This window comes from Liquorilactobacillus aquaticus DSM 21051, assembly GCF_001436755.1.
In the GTDB taxonomy this organism is placed as follows: domain Bacteria; phylum Bacillota; class Bacilli; order Lactobacillales; family Lactobacillaceae; genus Liquorilactobacillus; species Liquorilactobacillus aquaticus.
Map to the genome: position 1 here is coordinate 15,153 of NZ_AYZD01000016.1, position 17,958 is coordinate 33,110.

General features: G+C 37.9%; 16 protein-coding genes. 8 read left to right on the forward strand and 8 right to left on the reverse strand.

The genetic code is table 11. The features are described 5' to 3' along the window. The first annotated feature begins 47 nt into the window (after nt 1-47). Nucleotides 48-287 (forward strand): Veg family protein, encoded by a 240-nt coding sequence (locus FC19_RS05520; RefSeq protein ID WP_057876001.1) that lies wholly within the window; start codon nt 48-50, stop codon nt 285-287. 166 nt (nt 288-453) lie between these two features. After that, nucleotides 454-1,332: a 4-(cytidine 5'-diphospho)-2-C-methyl-D-erythritol kinase gene (gene ispE / locus FC19_RS05525; protein ID WP_057876002.1), complete on the forward strand. Its 879-nt coding sequence runs from the start codon at nt 454-456 to the stop codon at nt 1,330-1,332. Nucleotides 1,333-1,577: 245 nt separating this feature from the next. On the opposite strand, the gene argH is transcribed toward ispE, so the two are convergent. Together argH and FC19_RS05535 are read right to left on the reverse strand one after the other, a co-directional pair. Next, complete coding sequence (gene argH, locus FC19_RS05530) at nt 1,578-2,960, reverse strand: argininosuccinate lyase (RefSeq protein WP_057876003.1); 1,383 nt, start codon at nt 2,958-2,960, stop codon at nt 1,578-1,580. Beyond that, nucleotides 2,957-4,198, reverse strand: coding sequence for an argininosuccinate synthase (locus FC19_RS05535; protein WP_057876004.1), 1,242 nt, complete (start codon nt 4,196-4,198; stop codon nt 2,957-2,959). The genes argH and FC19_RS05535 overlap by 4 nt, the downstream gene beginning before the upstream one ends. Before the next feature lie 547 nt (nt 4,199-4,745). Between FC19_RS05535 and FC19_RS05540 the strand changes: the two genes are divergently transcribed. The 6 genes from FC19_RS05540 (at nt 4,746) to FC19_RS05565 (ending at nt 12,119) form a co-directional block, all read left to right on the forward strand. Beyond that, a complete protein-coding gene (locus FC19_RS05540) occupies nt 4,746-5,921 on the forward strand; it encodes an aminotransferase class I/II-fold pyridoxal phosphate-dependent enzyme (protein WP_083488375.1) in 1,176 nt (391 codons plus the stop codon). A 16-nt stretch (nt 5,922-5,937) separates the two neighbouring features. Next, nucleotides 5,938-6,924, forward strand: a complete 987-nt coding sequence (locus FC19_RS05545; protein WP_057876005.1) for a D-2-hydroxyacid dehydrogenase — start codon at nt 5,938-5,940, stop codon at nt 6,922-6,924. Between the two features lie 14 nt (nt 6,925-6,938). Further along, complete coding sequence (locus FC19_RS05550) at nt 6,939-7,982, forward strand: PTS sugar transporter subunit IIC (RefSeq protein WP_057876006.1); 1,044 nt, start codon at nt 6,939-6,941, stop codon at nt 7,980-7,982. 363 nt (nt 7,983-8,345) lie between these two features. Continuing rightward, nucleotides 8,346-9,182, forward strand: a complete 837-nt coding sequence (purR, locus tag FC19_RS05555) for a pur operon repressor (protein ID WP_057876007.1) — start codon at nt 8,346-8,348, stop codon at nt 9,180-9,182. Nucleotides 9,183-9,656: 474 nt separating this feature from the next. Further along, the gene (gene glmU, locus FC19_RS05560; protein WP_057876008.1) at nt 9,657-11,054 is read left to right on the forward strand and encodes a bifunctional UDP-N-acetylglucosamine diphosphorylase/glucosamine-1-phosphate N-acetyltransferase GlmU; all 1,398 of its coding nucleotides are present in this window, start codon (nt 9,657-9,659) and stop codon (nt 11,052-11,054) included. A gap of 90 nt (nt 11,055-11,144) precedes the next feature. Then, on the forward strand, nt 11,145-12,119 hold the full coding sequence (locus FC19_RS05565; protein ID WP_057876009.1) for a ribose-phosphate diphosphokinase: 975 nt from the start codon (nt 11,145-11,147) through the stop codon (nt 12,117-12,119). A 268-nt stretch (nt 12,120-12,387) separates the two neighbouring features. Here FC19_RS05565 and FC19_RS05570 read toward each other — a convergent pair whose 3' ends face one another. The 6 genes from FC19_RS05570 to leuC all read right to left on the reverse strand — a co-directional run bounded on the left by FC19_RS05570 (nt 12,388) and on the right by leuC (nt 17,953). Beyond that, on the reverse strand, nt 12,388-13,188 hold the full coding sequence (locus FC19_RS05570; RefSeq protein WP_057876068.1) for an aldo/keto reductase: 801 nt from the start codon (nt 13,186-13,188) through the stop codon (nt 12,388-12,390). Between the two features lie 78 nt (nt 13,189-13,266). Beyond that, nucleotides 13,267-13,488 carry a hypothetical protein gene (locus FC19_RS05575; RefSeq protein WP_057876010.1) on the reverse strand — a complete coding sequence of 74 codons (222 nt, stop codon included), beginning with the start codon at nt 13,486-13,488 and terminating at the stop codon, nt 13,267-13,269. Between the two features lie 64 nt (nt 13,489-13,552). Continuing rightward, nucleotides 13,553-14,167 carry a GNAT family N-acetyltransferase gene (locus tag FC19_RS05580; RefSeq protein ID WP_057876011.1) on the reverse strand — a complete coding sequence of 205 codons (615 nt, stop codon included), beginning with the start codon at nt 14,165-14,167 and terminating at the stop codon, nt 13,553-13,555. A 456-nt stretch (nt 14,168-14,623) separates the two neighbouring features. Beyond that, on the reverse strand, nt 14,624-15,931 hold the full coding sequence (locus FC19_RS05590) for an MFS transporter (protein WP_057876069.1): 1,308 nt from the start codon (nt 15,929-15,931) through the stop codon (nt 14,624-14,626). A 60-nt stretch (nt 15,932-15,991) separates the two neighbouring features. Next, complete coding sequence (leuD, locus tag FC19_RS05595; RefSeq protein WP_057876013.1) at nt 15,992-16,576, reverse strand: 3-isopropylmalate dehydratase small subunit; 585 nt, start codon at nt 16,574-16,576, stop codon at nt 15,992-15,994. After that, on the reverse strand, nt 16,577-17,953 hold the full coding sequence (gene leuC / locus FC19_RS05600; protein ID WP_057876014.1) for a 3-isopropylmalate dehydratase large subunit: 1,377 nt from the start codon (nt 17,951-17,953) through the stop codon (nt 16,577-16,579). Nucleotides 17,954-17,958 lie beyond the last annotated feature (5 nt).

Consider the following 17,958-nt stretch of genomic DNA (forward strand, 5'->3'; position numbering starts at 1 on the left):
TTTTTTGTGAAACAATGTTATGATAGTTTCACAGAGGGGTGAAATCCATGCCAATAACATTAGCTACCATTAAAGAAAAACTTGATGACTATGTGGGGAAGAATTTAACAGTCATCGCGCAAGCTGGACGGAAGAAAACGATTAGGAGACATGGGATCCTACGTGAAACATTTCCAGCTGTGTTTGTGGTTGATTTGAATCAGGATGAAAATGCATTTGAACGTGTTTCATACAGTTATACGGATGTACTCACTAAAAACATTGAACTTGACTTTGAAAAAAGTTAAGATGCATTGTTGAATGAAAAAACTTATTGTTTGTCAGTCTTTATTGAAGCCTAGCTGGTTAATGATGCGTGGCTTTTTTATTTGTCATGAAAATACTCGAGTTTTTCTTTTCAAGTGACGGCGTTTTTAAGTATAATGATATTAAAACGTTTGAGTAGGTGACTGGATGGATATTTTAGAAAAAGCCCCTGCCAAAATCAACCTATGTTTGGATACTCCATTTCGTCATCGTGATGGAAGCCCGGAATGGCGAATGGTAATGACTTCGATTGATTTAGCAGACTACGTTCATATCGAAACTAGCAGTAGCTTAACTGGTATTTCAGTGGAAACTGATACTGGATTTCTTCCAAGTGATCATCGTAATTTAGCTTATAAGGCAGCTAAAGAATTACGGTGTTTGTTTGATGTTTCTGAAGGTGTGCATATCAGCATCAAGAAGAACATACCTGTTGCTGCTGGTCTTGGTGGAGGTTCGTCTGATGCCGCTGCAGTTTTACGCGGATTAAATCAGATATGGCATTTAAAACTTTCATTACGTGAACTAGCTAAAATAGGGTTGAAAATTGATTCAGATGTCCCTTTCTGTGTCTATAGCAAAACGGCGCTAGTGGAAGGCAAGGGTGAGTTGATCACACCCTTGGAAGAACTACCTCCGTTCTGGCTGGTAGTTGCTAAGCCGCGGGAAAGTGTTTCAACTCCGTCAATTTTAAAAAGAATATCGTATGAAAAAATAGAACATCCAAATGTTGATAATGTAGTAGCTGGTATCAAACAGGGAAATTTAACAGAAATTTGCAAATGGATGGGAAATGCTTTAGAACCAATAACTGTAAAGGAAATTCCGGAGATAAATAAAATCAAACAGAAAATGTATGATTTTGGTGTGCAAGCAGCTCAAATGAGCGGAAGCGGACCAACTGTTTTTGGAGTTTGCGCAAAGTATTCACGTGCACAACATGTTTACAATAGTCTCAAGGGTTTCTGTAATGAGGTGTACATAGTTCACCCCTGCAGTTTGGAAAAATCATTTGAACACAGATAGTTTTTGAAAGTTAAAGCAATTTAAGCGAACATTCGTTTTAATCTTTTTAAGCAATATGGAATAGGAAAACCAACATTCACATTTAAATGTAATTTGCCTAATTTGTTATTGGGACGAGTGATATTTGAGACACATCAATTTGAAAATACAGATTACGTTAAAAAGGGTCGCGACAAAATTTTTATTTTGTCGCGGCCCTTTGAATTTAGTTCCGAACTTTTAGTGTATTTGGAGGTGGGATATTATTAAAAATTCAGTTCTTTTTTAGCACTTTTTATCTGCTTTTTTACTTCGTCAAAGCCTGTACTGCCAGCTGAGTGCCTTCTTGCAACAGCAGTTTTAGATTTCAAATCTTCATAAACATCTTGCTCTATAAGAGGTGATATTTTCTTGAATTCTTCTAAAGAAATGTCCTGCAAATTGAAGTTATTCTGTGTACCTTTTAAAACAAGTTTCCCCACGATTGCATGGGCTTCTCTAAATGGAATGCCTTTATTTGCCAAATAGTCTGCTAGCTCTGTGGCGTTGGAGAAATCATGTTCAGTTGCGTGGGCCATTTTTTCTTCATTGACCTTTAGCGAAGACAACATGCCTGTAAAAACTTTTAGGCTGGGAACAATTGTCTTGATTGTATCAAACAGACCTTCTTTGTCTTCTTGTAAATCTTTATTGTAGGCTAATGGCAGACCTTTTAGGGTTGTCAGCAAGCCTAAGAGATGACCGAAGACACGTCCACTTTTGCCACGGATCAATTCAGCCATATCAGGATTTTTCTTCTGCGGCATAATTGAACTTCCTGTCGAATACTCATCGCTTAATTCAATATAGTTGAATTCGTATGAGCACCAGAGAATGATTTCCTCACAAAAGCGTGAAAGATGCATCATTAAGATAGAAGCATTACTGAGGAACTCAAGAACAAAATCGCGATCTGAAACGGCATCAAGCGAATTGGCGTAGATATCTTTGAATTCTAGTTCAGCAGCAGTAAATTGACGATCAATCGGGAAGGTTGTTCCTGCAAGAGCAGCTGCCCCTAATGGACTCAGATCAGTATGCTGCTGATTGAATGTAAAACGTTCAATATCACGCTTGAACATTTGATAATAAGCCATCAGATAGTGACCATATGAAATAGGCTGCGCATGCTGAAGATGAGTATAACCAGGCATTATCGTATAAATGTTCTCCTCAGCCTTTGCTACAATCGTCTTTTGCAGTTGTGTCAAAGTGTCAATTATTTCAGGAAGACGATGTTTGAGGTATAGATGCAAATCTGTGGCTACTTGATCATTGCGACTTCTTGCTGTGTGCAGTTTTCCAGCCACAGGACCAATTTTTTCTGTCAGAATGCTTTCAAGATTCATATGAATATCTTCATTTTTGACAGAAAAGGACAATTGATCCTTTTCTAATTCTTGTTGCAACTCGTGCAATCCAGCAATAATTTGATCAGCATCTGACTCACTTAGAATTTTTGTGTATTTGAGCATCTTAACATGCGCCAAGGAGCCTTCTAAGTCTTCATGTGCCATTAACTGATCGAATGAAATCGAAGCACCAAAGGCATCTATCCATTGGGCACTTTCAGTTGTAAAACGTCCGCCCCATAATTTTTTGGTACTCATTGTTTAACACCATCACTTGCGGTGTTTTTCTGAGCAGCTTGTTTATTTTTTGCTTGAACTTGTGCATAAACTTGTGAAGGAAGTCCCCATAGTTTGATGAAACCGGCAGCGGCTTCTTGATCAAACTCATCGGCAGATGTGTAAGTAGCAAGATTTTTATCATATAGTGAATTTGTGGATTTCCGTCCTTCACAAATAGCATTTCCTTTAAACAACTTAATTCTGACTACACCATTAACATCTTTTTGCGATTCCTTCAAAAAAGCAATCAATGCTGGCATGAGTGGTGAGAACCACAGCCCATTATAAATAATTTCACTCAATTTTTGTTCAATAACTGGTTTGAAATGAGCTAGGCCACGTTCACTGGTCAAATCTTCCAAATCTTTGTGTGCTTTGATCAAAACAGTGGCAGCAGGGCATTCATAGACCTCACGTGATTTAATTCCGACCAAACGGTTTTCAATATGATCAATCCTACCAATTCCATGCTTTCCAGCAATTTTATCAAGTTTCATAATCATTTCAGCTAAAGAATAATATTCTCCGTTCAAAAATGTTGGTACACCTTTTTCAAAGGTAATCTCAATTGTTTCAGGCTCATTTGGTGTATCTTCAATTGCTTGAGTTCGGTCATAAGCGTCTTCTGGGGCGCTCTCCCAAGGATCTTCTAAAATGCCGCATTCGTTAGCTCTCCCCCAAAGGTTCTCATCAATGGAGTAGGGACTTTTTTTATTGATTGGAACGGGGATGTTGTTATCTTGAGCATATTGAATCTCTTCTTCCCGTGACCAATGCCAATCTCTAATAGGATCCTCAATTTTCATATCTGGTGCCAAAGCATGAATTCCGACTTCAAAACGAACTTGATCGTTTCCCTTTCCAGTACATCCATGAGCAATTGCAGTTGCTCCATAGTGTTTTGCTACATCAACTAGTTTTGAAACGATTAAAGGACGTGATAGTGCAGAAACAAGTGGATACTTGTTCTCATAGTAAGTGTGACCCTGTAATGCAATCAAGGCATAATCTTGGGCAAATTCTTCTTTAGCATCGATTGTAATTGATTCAACAGCACCCACATCAACCCCTTTTTGTTTAATAGCTTCTAAATCTTTTCCTTCACCAACATCAATACAACATGCAATAACATCGTATCCTTTGTTTTTTAACCAAGCAATTGCAACAGAAGTATCTAAACCACCGGAATATGCTAATACCACTTTTTCGTTTGCCATCTGTATGACCTCCAAATACTTTTTTGATTGATAAAACAATAACATTTATATTCATAAAATGCAACAATATTTGTTAAATATGCTAAAAAAATGTTAAAAATGGTTTTTTATTCATTTTTAAGTGAATAAATACAGAGAGCAAAATCCTGAATTAAAGAAATATACTTTATTCAGTATATCTTAGTAAGTTTTTTAGGTTGACAGCTTAAAAATGATAAGTTATATTGTACTTATTCAATTCTAAGGAGTTTTTAATCATGCATAAACAAATAGGACTTACTCAACAATTGAATACTTTTTATTACTTTTGGTTTTTTCACAAGTGTTTGTAGTTTATCTGACGATGAGGTGCAAACACGTATGCAAAACGTATTTGCACCTGTGAGGAGAACGAAAGTTTGTTTGTTAACTAGAAATCAAACAAAGCCGCACAGATGTGACAATAGTCTGGCGGCTTTTAAATTAAGCAAGGTAATTTTTTTAAAGCCTAAGGACTGTTGAAGGTCCTTAGGCTTTTGTAATTTAATGTAAGAAAGGAAGTTTTTTTGTGAAATCATTAGCTGACAGTATGAAAAAAGAATTGCGGTTCTTAAAGCCTTCAGACATTAGGGCTTTTGATGAATTTGCCTCTCAAATTCCAGATATTATCAAATTTACGATGGGAGAGCCGGATTTCGCTACGCCTGAACACATTAAAGCAGCTGGGATAAAAAGTATAGCTGAGGATCAAACTCATTATGCGCCATCGAATGGAACAATAGAATTGCGAGAAGCTGCAAGTAATTTTTTGAAGCAGAAATATGGGCAAGACTATGACCCTAAGGATGAGCTTATTATTACAAACGGTGCAACAGAGGCAATTTATACAAGTTTAACTTCAATTTTAAATCCAGGTGACAAAGTAATTATCCCAACACCGATTTTTCCTTTATATATCGCTATCACGATTTTGAATCAAGCAACCCCTATCTTGGTGGATACATCCAAAAATAATTTCAGAATGTCTCCGGAAATGCTTAAAGCAGCATTAGATGAACATGGAGATGCGGTTAAAGCAGTTGTTTTGAACTATCCATCTAATCCTACTGGAGTTGCGTACCGACAGTCTGATTTAGACATGCTTGCTGATGTTGTTCGAGGAAAAAATATTTTTATGCTTTGTGATGAGATATACAGTGAACTGACCTACGAGGAGAAACATGTGTCGATGACAAAAAAGCTAAGAGAGCAGACGATTCTGATCAACGGGGTTTCAAAATCACATGCAATGACCGGATGGAGAATAGGAGTGATGTGCGCACCACGCGAAATAACAAGTGAATTAAGCAAGGTACATCAATTTACCGTGACGACAACGTCAACGATGACACAGGCTGCCGCTGCCGAAGCTTTTAAAAATGGTATTGAGGATGGATCTGCAATGAGGGATAAATATCGCGTACGCAGAGATTATCTGTATGCTCAAATGACTGAGCTGGGCTTTGAATGTGCAAAACCAGAAGGTGCGTTTTATCTATTTGCCAAAATACCAGGTGGACTGATTCAGGACGATAAAAAATTTATATACGATTTAGCTTCTAAGGCAAAGGTAGCTGTCATTAGTGGAAGCAGTTTTGGACCTGGCGGTGAAGGATATATTCGTATCAGCTATGCAGCGAGTCTTGAAAGTATTAAATTAGCAGTTGGACGAATTAAAAAATACGTAAAAGAAAACAAAAAATAAAGGGAGATCATATGAAATGAAGATACTAATGCTAAGTGTGCGTGATGATGAAGAAAATGCAATAAAAGAATGGTCGCAAAGAAAAGGAGTTCAGGTCGATACAGTCAAGTGGGATTTACATGAAGACACAGCTGATAAAATTCAAGGCTATGATGGACTGGTGATTCAGCAAAGAAGCAAAGTTGAGGCAAGTGTTTATCCTATTTTGAGAAAAGCGGGTTTGAAGCAGATTTCAACAAGAACTGCCGGCTTTGATATGATTGATCTTGAAGCAGCGCGAGAAAATGGTCTGCAAGTAACGAATGTACCCGCATATTCTCCAAGATCTGTGGCAGAATTAGCACTTACGCATACAATGAGACTAATCCGTAATCTTGAGATCTTTGATCAGAGAATGGAGAAACAAGACTATCGCTGGAATGGATTGCAAGCAAAGGAAATTCATTCTTTAACAATTGGGATTATCGGGGCAGGCAGGATAGGTGCAACGACAGCACGATTATTCAAAGCCCTTGGGGCAGAAGTAATAGCTAATGATCTAAAAGAACGTACTGATTTGAAAGATGTTGTGACGTACAAAAGCAAGGAAGAGGTTTTAGCTGAAGCAGACGTCATTTGTCTACATGTAGACTTAAATGAGACGAGTTACAATTTGATCGATGAAGAGGCATTATCCCTTATGAAACCGACGGCATTTATCGTAAATGAGTGTCGTGGGCCGGTTATTGACACAGACGCCTTAATTCAAGCTTTAGATCAAAAGAGAATTGCAGGCGCAGCACTTGATACTTTGACTGGCGAGGAAAATTTCTTTAATTTTGATTTGCAAGGCAAAAAATTACCGAGTGAACAACTAATCAGATTGCGTGAGATGGATAATGTAATTATCACTCCTCATATTGGCTTTTACACGAATATTGCTGTTAAGAACATGGTTGATATTAGTTTGGATGATGTATTAGCTATTTTGAACGGTAAATACAGCGTTCACCAAGTATCCTGAATGGAGTTTTATAAATGGAAATAAAAATGACCGGTAGACAATATACTATGAATATCTTGAATGGAATCAGTTTAGGTGTGGTAGTAGCATTATTGCCTTCAGCTCTTGTAGGTCAATTGATGCAGGCTATGCAAGAAAATTTTGCAGTTGCAGCACAAATAATTATGATGACTAATTTTGCGATGAGCTTACTGCCTGCAATTGCCGCTTTTTGTGTCGGAATGCAATTTAAGCTCAATCCAATTCAAAGTTCGGCTGTTGCAATTGCCGCAATGATTGGTTCTGGCGTTATGACTTCGAAAAATGGCCAATTTATATTGCAGGGAACGGGCGATATTATTAATACAGGGATAACAATTGCTTTGGCTGTGGGGCTGGCATTAGTATTGGGCAATAAGTTTAAAAATTACACAATATTGCTTTTGCCACTCTTAGTAATTGTGTTTGCTGGCGGGGCAGGTTTATTAATGCTCCCAAGTGTAAGGTTAATTGCAACATCGATTGGTGCGATGATTACTCACGTTACGTCATTACAACCGTTGCTCATGGGAACATTGATGGGAATTAGTTTTGCAGTTTTAATTGTGTCTCCAATAAGTTCGGTAGGAATTGCAACTGCAATCGGGCTGGCTGGGATCAGTTCTGGAACTGCAAATTTAGGAATTACTGCAGGGAGTTTTATGCTAGCTGTTTATGGAAGTTCTGTTAATAATTTTGGAACGACAGTAGCTCATTTTATTGGATCGCCAAAGATTCAGATGGGGAATATGTTGCGAAAACCGCGTCTATTTTTCCCATTAGCAATTAATGCAGGAATGATGGGACTGTTAGGAGCGTTATTTGAAATTAAAGGAACCCCAATGAGTGCTGGTTTTGGGTTCAGTGGATTGATTGGTCCTTTAACGGCCTATCGCCAAATGCCAGCAACCCTCCTTAATCTTACTGTAATATGTTTGCTTTTTGTTGTATTACCAGTTATATTGGCGTATGTTTCAAGGTATCTTTTTGTGGATCGTTTGAAATGGATAAAACCGCAAGATTTGCTGCTTGAAATATAAGATAGGTGGCGCGAATAATAGTTTTAAGAAGGCGTGTAAGAAAAGAATATAGGTTACTAAGAAAACCGGCTACTAGAATACGTTAATACAAATATTGAAACATCATGCAGACGGACTAGTTCAAAATGTGAGTTTTGGACTAGTCTTTTTTATGGAGACTTTTTGTTAAATGTCGAATGTTAGAGATTTATGAAAAATTTCTAATTAAGCGGGGTACAAAGTAGTTGATTGCACTTAAAAACGAACAATTTTCATTATAATGATAAAGTTACTATTCAAATCACGTAAAATAGATTATAATGATGCTTAGATTATTTTACAGCAGATTTTTTTATAGAAAAACAAACTTATGGAGGCATTGTTTTGAAAACTAGAAGAAGTGATCGTTTGATTGACATGACAAATTATTTGCTTGAAAGGCCACACACACTGATTTCATTAACATTTTTTGCTAAAAGATATGAGTCTGCCAAATCATCAATCAGTGAAGATTTGGCAATCATAAAACGGACGTTCAAGGTAAGAGGAATTGGTGTCCTCGAAACGATTCCAGGAGCTGCTGGTGGAGCACGTTACATACCATCTATTGATGAAAAAGAGGCACGTGCATTTATTGAGACTATGACAGAAAAGCTTTCTGAAAAAGATCGTTTACTGCCAGGGGGGTATGTTTATCTTTCTGACTTGCTAGGGAAACCTGAAGTCCTACGTCAGGTTGGTCGTGTAATTGCACGACAATATCTTGGTAAACAAATAGATGCAGTTATGACTGTGGCGACAAAAGGTGTTCCAATTGCTCAGAGTGTTTCCAGCTATTTAAATGTTCCGTTTGTTATTCTGCGGCGGGATTCAAAAATAACTGAAGGATCGACTGTATCTGTTAATTATGTGTCAGGCTCAAGTGAACGGATTGAAAAAATGGAACTTTCCAAAAGAAGCTTGAAAAGAGGGTCAAACGTCCTTGTCGTGGATGACTTTATGAAGGGCGGCGGCACAGTTAATGGGATGAAAAGTATGATTGAAGAATTCGAATCTAAAATGGTTGGAATAACTGTTTTCGCGGAAGCCTCATTTGAAGGGCATCGAATGGTAGATGATTATACGTCTCTTTTGAAGGTAGATAAGGTAAACACATTGGATAAAACAATTCAAGTCAGTGCAGGAAACTATCTTAAAAAAGTTTTTGATGAAGGAAAATAAGAAAAACTACACATTTTTTGCTGCTTACGAAAGTATCTGCGTTGGATGAACGAAAATAGACAGGATGCAAGAGTTTAAGGCGAAAAATGAGTTTCCATAGTTAAGCAAAGGCAAATTAGCTGTCCAAGATAGAATAAGAATGTACGCAACTAGAAAATTAGGGAGTTCTGGGACTGCCTGCCCTGTGATCTCAGACGGTAATTTATCTTAAGTTTTCCATATTAGTGCGTTTGCAAGACCAATCTTTTTTGTTTGGAGAGGGATTATTCACAGTCGAAGTAGAATTTTGTGCATAATTCATCGTTTCTGCTCAAAAATTCCCGTTATTTGCAATATTTCTGCCAGTCTGCTTTACTTTCCAAAAACAATAATCAGAATACATGGAAGTTTTGTTAAGTATCAGGCTGTCTTGCACACTAATTGCCACTACGGTATCATGTATTAGGAACATATCAAATTAGAGGAGATTAAGAAATGACGGCAAAATATGCAATTATTCTTGCAGCTGGGCAAGGTACAAGAATGAAGTCCAAACTGTACAAGGTTTTACACAAGGTTTGTGGAAAAACAATGGTAGAACATGTACTTACACAAATCGAAAAGAATAATATGGATGAAGTAGTGACAGTTGTGGGGCATGGGGCACAAAAAGTTGAAGAAACACTGGGTGATCGAACTGAATATGCTTTGCAAAAGGAACAATTGGGAACGGGTCATGCTGTACTCCAAGCAGAAAAGTTGCTCGGGCGAAAAAAAGGCATAACGCTGATTACTTGTGGTGATACACCGTTATTTACAACTCAGACATTTAATGAATTATTTGAATATCATCAGCAAAAAGGGGCAGTTGCTACTGTGTTAACTGCTACGGCTGAAAATCCATTTGGATATGGTCGAATTGTGCGAAACGACTTAGGTATTGTAGAGAAAATTGTTGAACAAAAAGATGCTACAAAAGAAGAAGCTGCAATTAAAGAAATAAATACGGGTGTTTATTGTTTTGACAATGAGGCTTTGTTTAATGCATTGCATAAAATAAATAATAATAATGTTCAGGGAGAATATTATTTAACAGATGTTATGGAAATTTTTAAGAAACAAAATGAAATAGTTGCAGCTTACAAGATGAAGGACTTCTCGGAATCAATGGGTGTTAATGATCGAGTTGCTTTGGCGGAAGCAACTAAATTGATGCGTCAGCGTATTAATGAGAAACACATGCGCGCTGGTGTGACTTTAATAGATCCAGAAACAACTTATATTGATACAGACGTAAAAATTGGTGCCGACACGATTATTGAACCTGGTGTATTTTTAAGAGGTGAGACTGTGATCGGAGAAGACTGTTTGATTGGTGCCAATTCCGATATTTCTGATAGTGTTATTCATAATGGTGTTACGATTACTGCTTCAACACTTGAAGATGCTGAAATGCAAGATGAAAGCAATATTGGACCATACAGTCATTTACGACCAGCTGCTCAGATTGGCAAAAAAGTACATATTGGAAATTTTGTTGAAGTTAAAAAAGCAGAAATTGGTGAGAATACCAAGGTAGGTCATTTGACCTATGTTGGAGATGCAACACTAGGTAAAGATATCAATGTTGGTTGTGGATGTGTATTTGTTAATTATGATGGTAAAAATAAGCATCACACAGTTGTCGGAGATCATTCTTTCATAGGGAGTGCGTCGAACATGATAGCACCTCTGCACATTGCTGACCATGCTTATGTTGCTGCAGGTTCAACCATTACAGATGACGTTTCTGCGCATGATATGGCTATTGCCAGAGGAAGACAGGTCAATAAAAAAGGATATTACGACAGATACCCTTGTGCAGAAACATCTAAAAATAATGTAAAGAATTAAATTGTTAAAAGATAACTACTAATAATCTTGATTTTAATCGCAAAAATGAATAGTATTATCTATAGATAAATATAAATTATGGAGGCTGTCATGTCTGGATATTATGCTGATCCGAAGCTCAAAATTTTTGCTTTGAATTCGAACAAACCTTTGGCTGAAAAAATTGCTGAAGCTGTGGGAGTTAAATTAGGAAAAACTTCCGTTGACCGTTTTAGTGATGGAGAAATAAGAATCAATATTGAAGAAAGTATCCGTGGAGACGAGATTTTCATTATTCAATCAACTTCAGCACCTGTGAATGATAACTTGATGGAGTTATTGATTATGATTGATGCTTTGCGGCGTGCAAGTGCATCGACTATAAATGTGGTTGTCCCTTATTATGGTTACGCGCGTCAAGATCGTAAAGCGCGTCCACGCGAGCCGATTACTGCAAAATTAGTGGCAGATATGATAGTGAAAGCTGGTGCAAGCCGTGTCGTTGCTTTAGACTTGCATGCGGTTCAGATTCAAGGCTTTTTCGATATTCCAGTTGATCATCTGATGGGAGCGCCTTTGCTGGCAGATTATTTCCTTAATAATGGACTTGAAAAAGATGCAGTCGTTGTTTCACCTGATCATGGGGGTGTGACGCGCGCGCGTAAACTTGCAGAATTTTTGAAAGCACCAATTGCAATTATCGATAAACGTCGTCCCAAGGCCAATGTTGCTGAAGTAATGAATATTATTGGAGCAGTGGACGGAAAACGTTGTATTTTAATAGATGATATGATTGATACAGCGGGTACAATCACATTAGCAGCACAAGCTTTGAAGGATGCTGGAGCAACTGAGGTTTACGCATGTGCAACTCATCCAGTATTGTCGGGACCAGCAATTGAAAGAATTGAGAATTCACCTATTAAACGTCTGGTAGTTACCGATTCTATTAAGTTACCAGAGGAAAAAAGAATTGATAAACTTCTCCAAGTTTCTGTTGGGCCACTGATTGGCGATGCAATTAAACGCATTCATGAAAACAAGTCTGTCAGTCCATTATTTAAGAATCGGTTTCATCGAGAATAAGCGGTGCTTTGAATTTTTTTACTAACTAGAATGACATGTTAAATCGAATATTTGAAGTTGATTAAAGCGGCTATGACAGATGTTAATTTTGTCATAGCCGCTTTAGGTTTAGTGTGGTGTATTTCTGTTTAAGTTGTTCTGTTCCGAAGATAAGACTGTCCATCTTTCTAACCCGTAAGTGACTAAACACAAATGTCACAATATATGGGAGAATATTCTTTGATCAATTCAGCAAGAATAGGGCAAGTTTAATTGATACATTTAATAATTAAAATTCTTGATAGGTCGCTGGATCTTGATTTTTGTTGCGCCCATCTGTTTTATCAAGATTCGTAATAGAATCCATTTCAGCAGTGGAAAGTTCAAAATCAAAGAGAGCTTTGTTCTGTAATTGCCGTACTTGCGAACTTGATTTAGGTATGACAGAGACCCCAAGCTGTATTTCCCAGCGCAAAATAATTTGACCAACCGTTTTGGAATGCTTTTGAGCAATTTTTTGGATAACGGGTTCACTTAAAACAGCATTTGCACGTCCAATGGGGCTCCATGCCTGTGTTACAATTTTATGTTCCGCATTGTATTTTCTTTGTTCAGATTGAGACCAGTAGGGATGCAACTCAATTTGGTTTATGGCCGGCAGCACCCCTGTTTCTCGTTCCAAACGATCAATATGTTCTGGTAAAAAGTTTGAGACGCCAATTGAGCGGACGAGACCAAATTTTTGAGCATCTATCAAGGCTTGCCATGCCTCAACGTAATTGTCTTCTAACGGATTCGGCCAATGAATCAAATACAGATCTAAATAATCAAGCTGCATTCTGTACAATGATTCTTGAATAGTAACGATTGCCTCATGATAATGGTGGTGACGTCCAGGCAATTTAGAGCTCACAAACAGCTGCTCTCTCGGAATACTTGAACGTTTAATTGCTTGACCAACTGTTCCTTCATTTTCATAATTAACGGCCGTGTCAAGCGCACGGTAGCCATTATTCAGTGCCTGTGTAATTGTATTAACACCTTGAGCACCGTTTAGTTTGTAGGTACCAAATCCGATTAATGGGACCATATTCTTGTCGTTAAGGATCAGTGATTGTTTAGATACCAATTAATATCCCCCCGAATGATGTTTTTTGATATTTATCAGTTAATCAAGATGTTTGATCACGCGATACTGTTTGGATTCCATGCTATTTTCTTGCGCAGTTGATTTGTCGAAAACACAATATAACTTACCGTCTTTTTCTTGAACAACAAGTAAGGGTTTATTGCTTTTCTTACGATAAATCTGGGCAGAAACGTAGGCTTCATTGAAATCAAAAGTACTGGAAATAGCCTGGCCAGGATTGAACAGTACATTTTCACTCATAAGAAATCACTCCTTGAATTGTTTTAGATATCACCTTAATCTTAACACCAATTGATTTAATTGCTTATTTTTCCGCTTGAAATCCATTCAAGATACTAGTTTTCAATTTTGGAAAAGGTATTACAGGGTCAACAGAAGCTTTATGCTGGCCAATTTGTTTTTCCATCCAAATCATATCGTACCAAGTAGAAAACTTATATCCACAATTGTGAAAATGTGCGGTTTGCTTGAACCCCATGTGTTCATGAAATGTAACACTGTCTGGTGGAAGGCGTGAGTCTTGCTTTGGTGAAACACCAATGCAGGCATTCAAATTTAAAATATGTTGCTGTTTGGCTGCTTTTTCCAGTAATGTGTAAAAACGACGACCTAGACCATTCCTCCGGCTGCTACTTTTTAGATAAATTGAAATTTCAGCTGACCAGGCATAGGCAGCACGAGGATGAAATGATGATAGATAAGCGTAACCTAGAATTTCATGATCTTGTTCAGCAATGATAAAAGGATAATTTAAGGAAATTTCAGTGATTCTATGCGCGAAGTCTTCGGCTGTGGGTACTTGATATTCAAAAGTAATAGCAGTTTTTTTGACATAGGGAGCGTAAATTTCTAGTAGTTGCGGAATATCTTTTCGTTGTACTTGACGAAAAACTATTTGTGAATTTTTAATTTCGGGCATGCGATCCTTCCTAACTCTTTCTTGAATGTTATAGCTTTTTTATAATAATAGGGTGTTTAAGAAAAAAAAGCAAAGATAGAAAGCAAAAAAAGTTCTTGCAGGTTAAGACAAGATTTATGAAGGTGGGAGCAGACGACATGATTAAGTTGAAATTGATTTTGCTTAATCATGACTCAAAAATTTCTGCTTGCTGTCATACTCTAATAAATTTGCAGAATATAAAAGTAAAACCACTCGAGTCCCAAAAAAAGAGAATGGGTATGAATCAAAGTGATTTTTGATCTATACTCATTCATTTATTTAGTACAAATTAAAGTATTTCAATAGTCAGCTTTGTGACTAACAACAAGTTACTTATATTAAAAAAACAGACTATCTTTGTAATTCTAATTTTAGTGTTTGAAATTTTTTGATTCCTAGTCAATTGCTGTTTTGTAAGTAAAGTGTATGAAACATTTATTCCAATATCTTATTATTTGTCTCTGGGCCGAAAAAGAGGACCACTACACCGGCAATAAGTGCAAAAAGGCTTATTAAAATGAAGATCATAGTCGGATTTGAGACAGCAATTAACCACGAAACAACGAAGGGCATCCCAACAGTTATTAATTTTGAGACACCATTAGCAACGCCAGCGCCTCGGAAACGATACTTTGTTGAAAAAAGTTCTGAAACATAGACCCCCACAACCGATGCCATTAAAATGTAGAAGCAAGAGGTAAGGCAGAAACCAAGCAGCATAACTAATATTGGCTGTGTTTGATGTCCATAAAGTATGCCGAGGATTGCTGCAAGAGTAAAGGCAGAAACAATGGTAGGCTTTCTACCTATGCGGTCGACAGCTAAAGCACCGACAAATGCTCCAAATGGTGCTCCCATCAGCATTACTGTGGTGAAACTTAAGGATGAAACAATATTGATGCCTTGTTTGACAAGCAAGGTAGGCACCCAAGAAGTGAAGGTGTATTGACATACAATCGTTGCGGAAACAGCAAAAGTTGCAACAAGTAAATTCCGAACGAAGTGTTTGTCGGATTCGGCTGAATTAAGCGCCGCGGTTTTCGACGAAACGGGTGCCGCGGGCCGTGTATTTTCCGTCTTCATCTCATCTTCGATACTTTCAATTACTTTTTGAGCATCTTTATATTTATTATGCGCTATGTACCAGCGTGGGGATTCAGGTAAATTACGTCTGAAATACCAAAGAACTAATGCAAGAGCACCAGAGATAACAAACATTGCACGCCAAGAAAAACGTGGAATGATTAATGTACATAGCAGCATTGTTATCGGAGCGCCGCAGTTTGCAACGAAAGAGGTTAAAGCGCACCATTTACCGCGTGTCTTAATGGGTGAGAATTCGTTAATCATGGCATATCCGGTAACGATTTCTGTACCTAGTCCGATGCTTGCAATAAGGCGACAGATAATCAGAAAAGGCATGTTAGGAGAAAATGCGCCCAGCAGGGTGAAAAATCCAAAAACCAGTAAATTAAGCTGATAAGCTCTTTTACGACCAAATAAATCACCGATTAAACCGGCAAAAATTGAGCCGAGAAAGAGTCCAAAGAAACCGACGGAAAGAAAAGCTGAATTTAAGGAAAGTGTTGACCAACCGTCTTTTAATAAATAGCTGCTGACACCACTTGCGAGATAAACGTCAATTGCATCGAGGAACATTCCAGCTGAAACTAAAGTGAAGATCTTATAAAATGTTTTAGTTGGTTGAATTTTATCCATTCTAACATGCAGGTTTTGTTTCATAATATAGTCGGTGTTGTTTTGTGATAAAGCGTTAGTGTTGTCCAATCATAAGTCACATCCTTAAGAAAATGAGGGCATCGAATTTTCAAATTCAGAAATTTTATCTGAGTAGTCCAAAGTAACATCAATATCATCTGTGCCATTAATAAATTTTTTCTTCCAAGTTGAATCAATATCAAAATGGTATTTTTCACTTTTGCATTCTACTGTTTGTTGCGGGAGGTCTACTGTTATTTTTTCCTCCGGTGAGATAGCAGCCATTTTTTGACGTGCTTCAAGAGGTAAAATAATGGGAAGAACACCATTTTTTGTACAGTTCATAAAGAAAATATCACTGTAACTTCCAGCAATGACGATCTTAAAACCCCAATCTTTCAATGCCCATGCGGCATGCTCACGTGAGGAACCACAACCAAAATTTTCGCCACTGATTAAAATGGTCGCACCCTGCCTTTCGGGCTGATTCAAGATGAAGTTCGGATTGGGGCGCCCGTCATCTAAAAAACGCCAATCATGAAAAAGATGTTTCCCATAACCAGTTTTTAAGATATTTTTTAAAAACTGTTTTGGAATGATCTGATCTGTATCAATATTATTATTCATCAATGGAATCGTTGTTCCCTTGTGTATTGTGATAGCTTCCATTTAAATTACCTCTTTCTGTCTAATATCAACAAAATGTCCATGAATGCCGGCAGCAGCAACCATTGCTGGACTCGCTAAGTGCGTGCGGGCATCTTTTCCTTGACGACCTTCGAAATTTCGATTGGTAGTCGAGGCACAATGAATACCAGCTGGTATCTTATCAGGGTTCATGGCTAAACAAGCTGAGCATCCTGGATCACGCCATTCGCAACCTGCGTCTTTAAAAATTTTATCGAGCCCGAGTTTCTCAGCATCATTCTTAACGGTTCTTGATCCCGGAACAATCCACGCGGTCACATTTTTAGCGAGGTGATGACCCTTCAAGACACGTGCAGCTTCCTGCAGATCAGCTAAACGTCCGTTTGTACAAGACCCAATAAAGATCCATTGAATAGGGATGGCACTAGCAGCCATATGTGGCTTAAGATCCATGTAGTCATACGCACGTTGAAAATTCATGTCGGCGATATCAGGTAATTTTCCTGATATTGGCACAGACATCGAAGGATTAGTTCCCCAAGAAACATAAGGGGCTAAGTCACTGACATCAAATTCTAAGACTTTGTCGTAATCAGCAGGACTGTCAGTGTAAAATTGCTTCCAGTAGTCAATTGCTTCTTCCATTTTTTTAGGAGCATATTTACGTCCTTTAACGTATTCAAAAGTAGTCTGATCGGGTTTCATCATCCCCATTTTTGCACCGCCTTCAATAGCCATGTTACAGATTGACATTCTGTTTTCCATTGAAAGGCTGTCTACTGTATCTCCGTAAAACTCAAGAGCGTAACCTGTCCCAAAGTCGACACCATAAGTGGCGATTAACGCCATGATAATATCTTTAGCTGAAACACCTTCTTGCAATTTCCCACGCAAATGAATACCCATTGTTTTGGGCTTTAATTGCCAAATCGTTTGTGTAGCTAAAACATGCTCAACTTCGGATGTCCCGATTCCAAAAGCAATTGAACCGAAAGCACCATGCGTTGCTGTATGCGAATCGCCACAGACAACTGTTTGCCCAGGCTGAGTTAACCCCAATTGAGGTCCTATGACATGGACAATGCCTTGATCTTCAGATCCTACTTCCGCTAATCGAATTCCGAATTCGTTGCAATTCTTTTTAAGTGTTTCAATTTGTTTAAGTGAAATGGCATCCTTGATATTGAAGATATCTTTGGTAGGAACATTGTGATCCATCGTTGCAAATGTCCTTTCAGTGCGCCGGACATGGCGATGGTTCACTCGCAATCCCTCAAATGCTTGTGGAGATGTAACCTCATGTACTAAGTGCAAGTCGATATAGATCAATTGCGGTTCTCCTGGAGCACCTGTGATAACATGTTTTTCCCAGAGTTTATCAAATAATGTCTTTCCCATTTTGT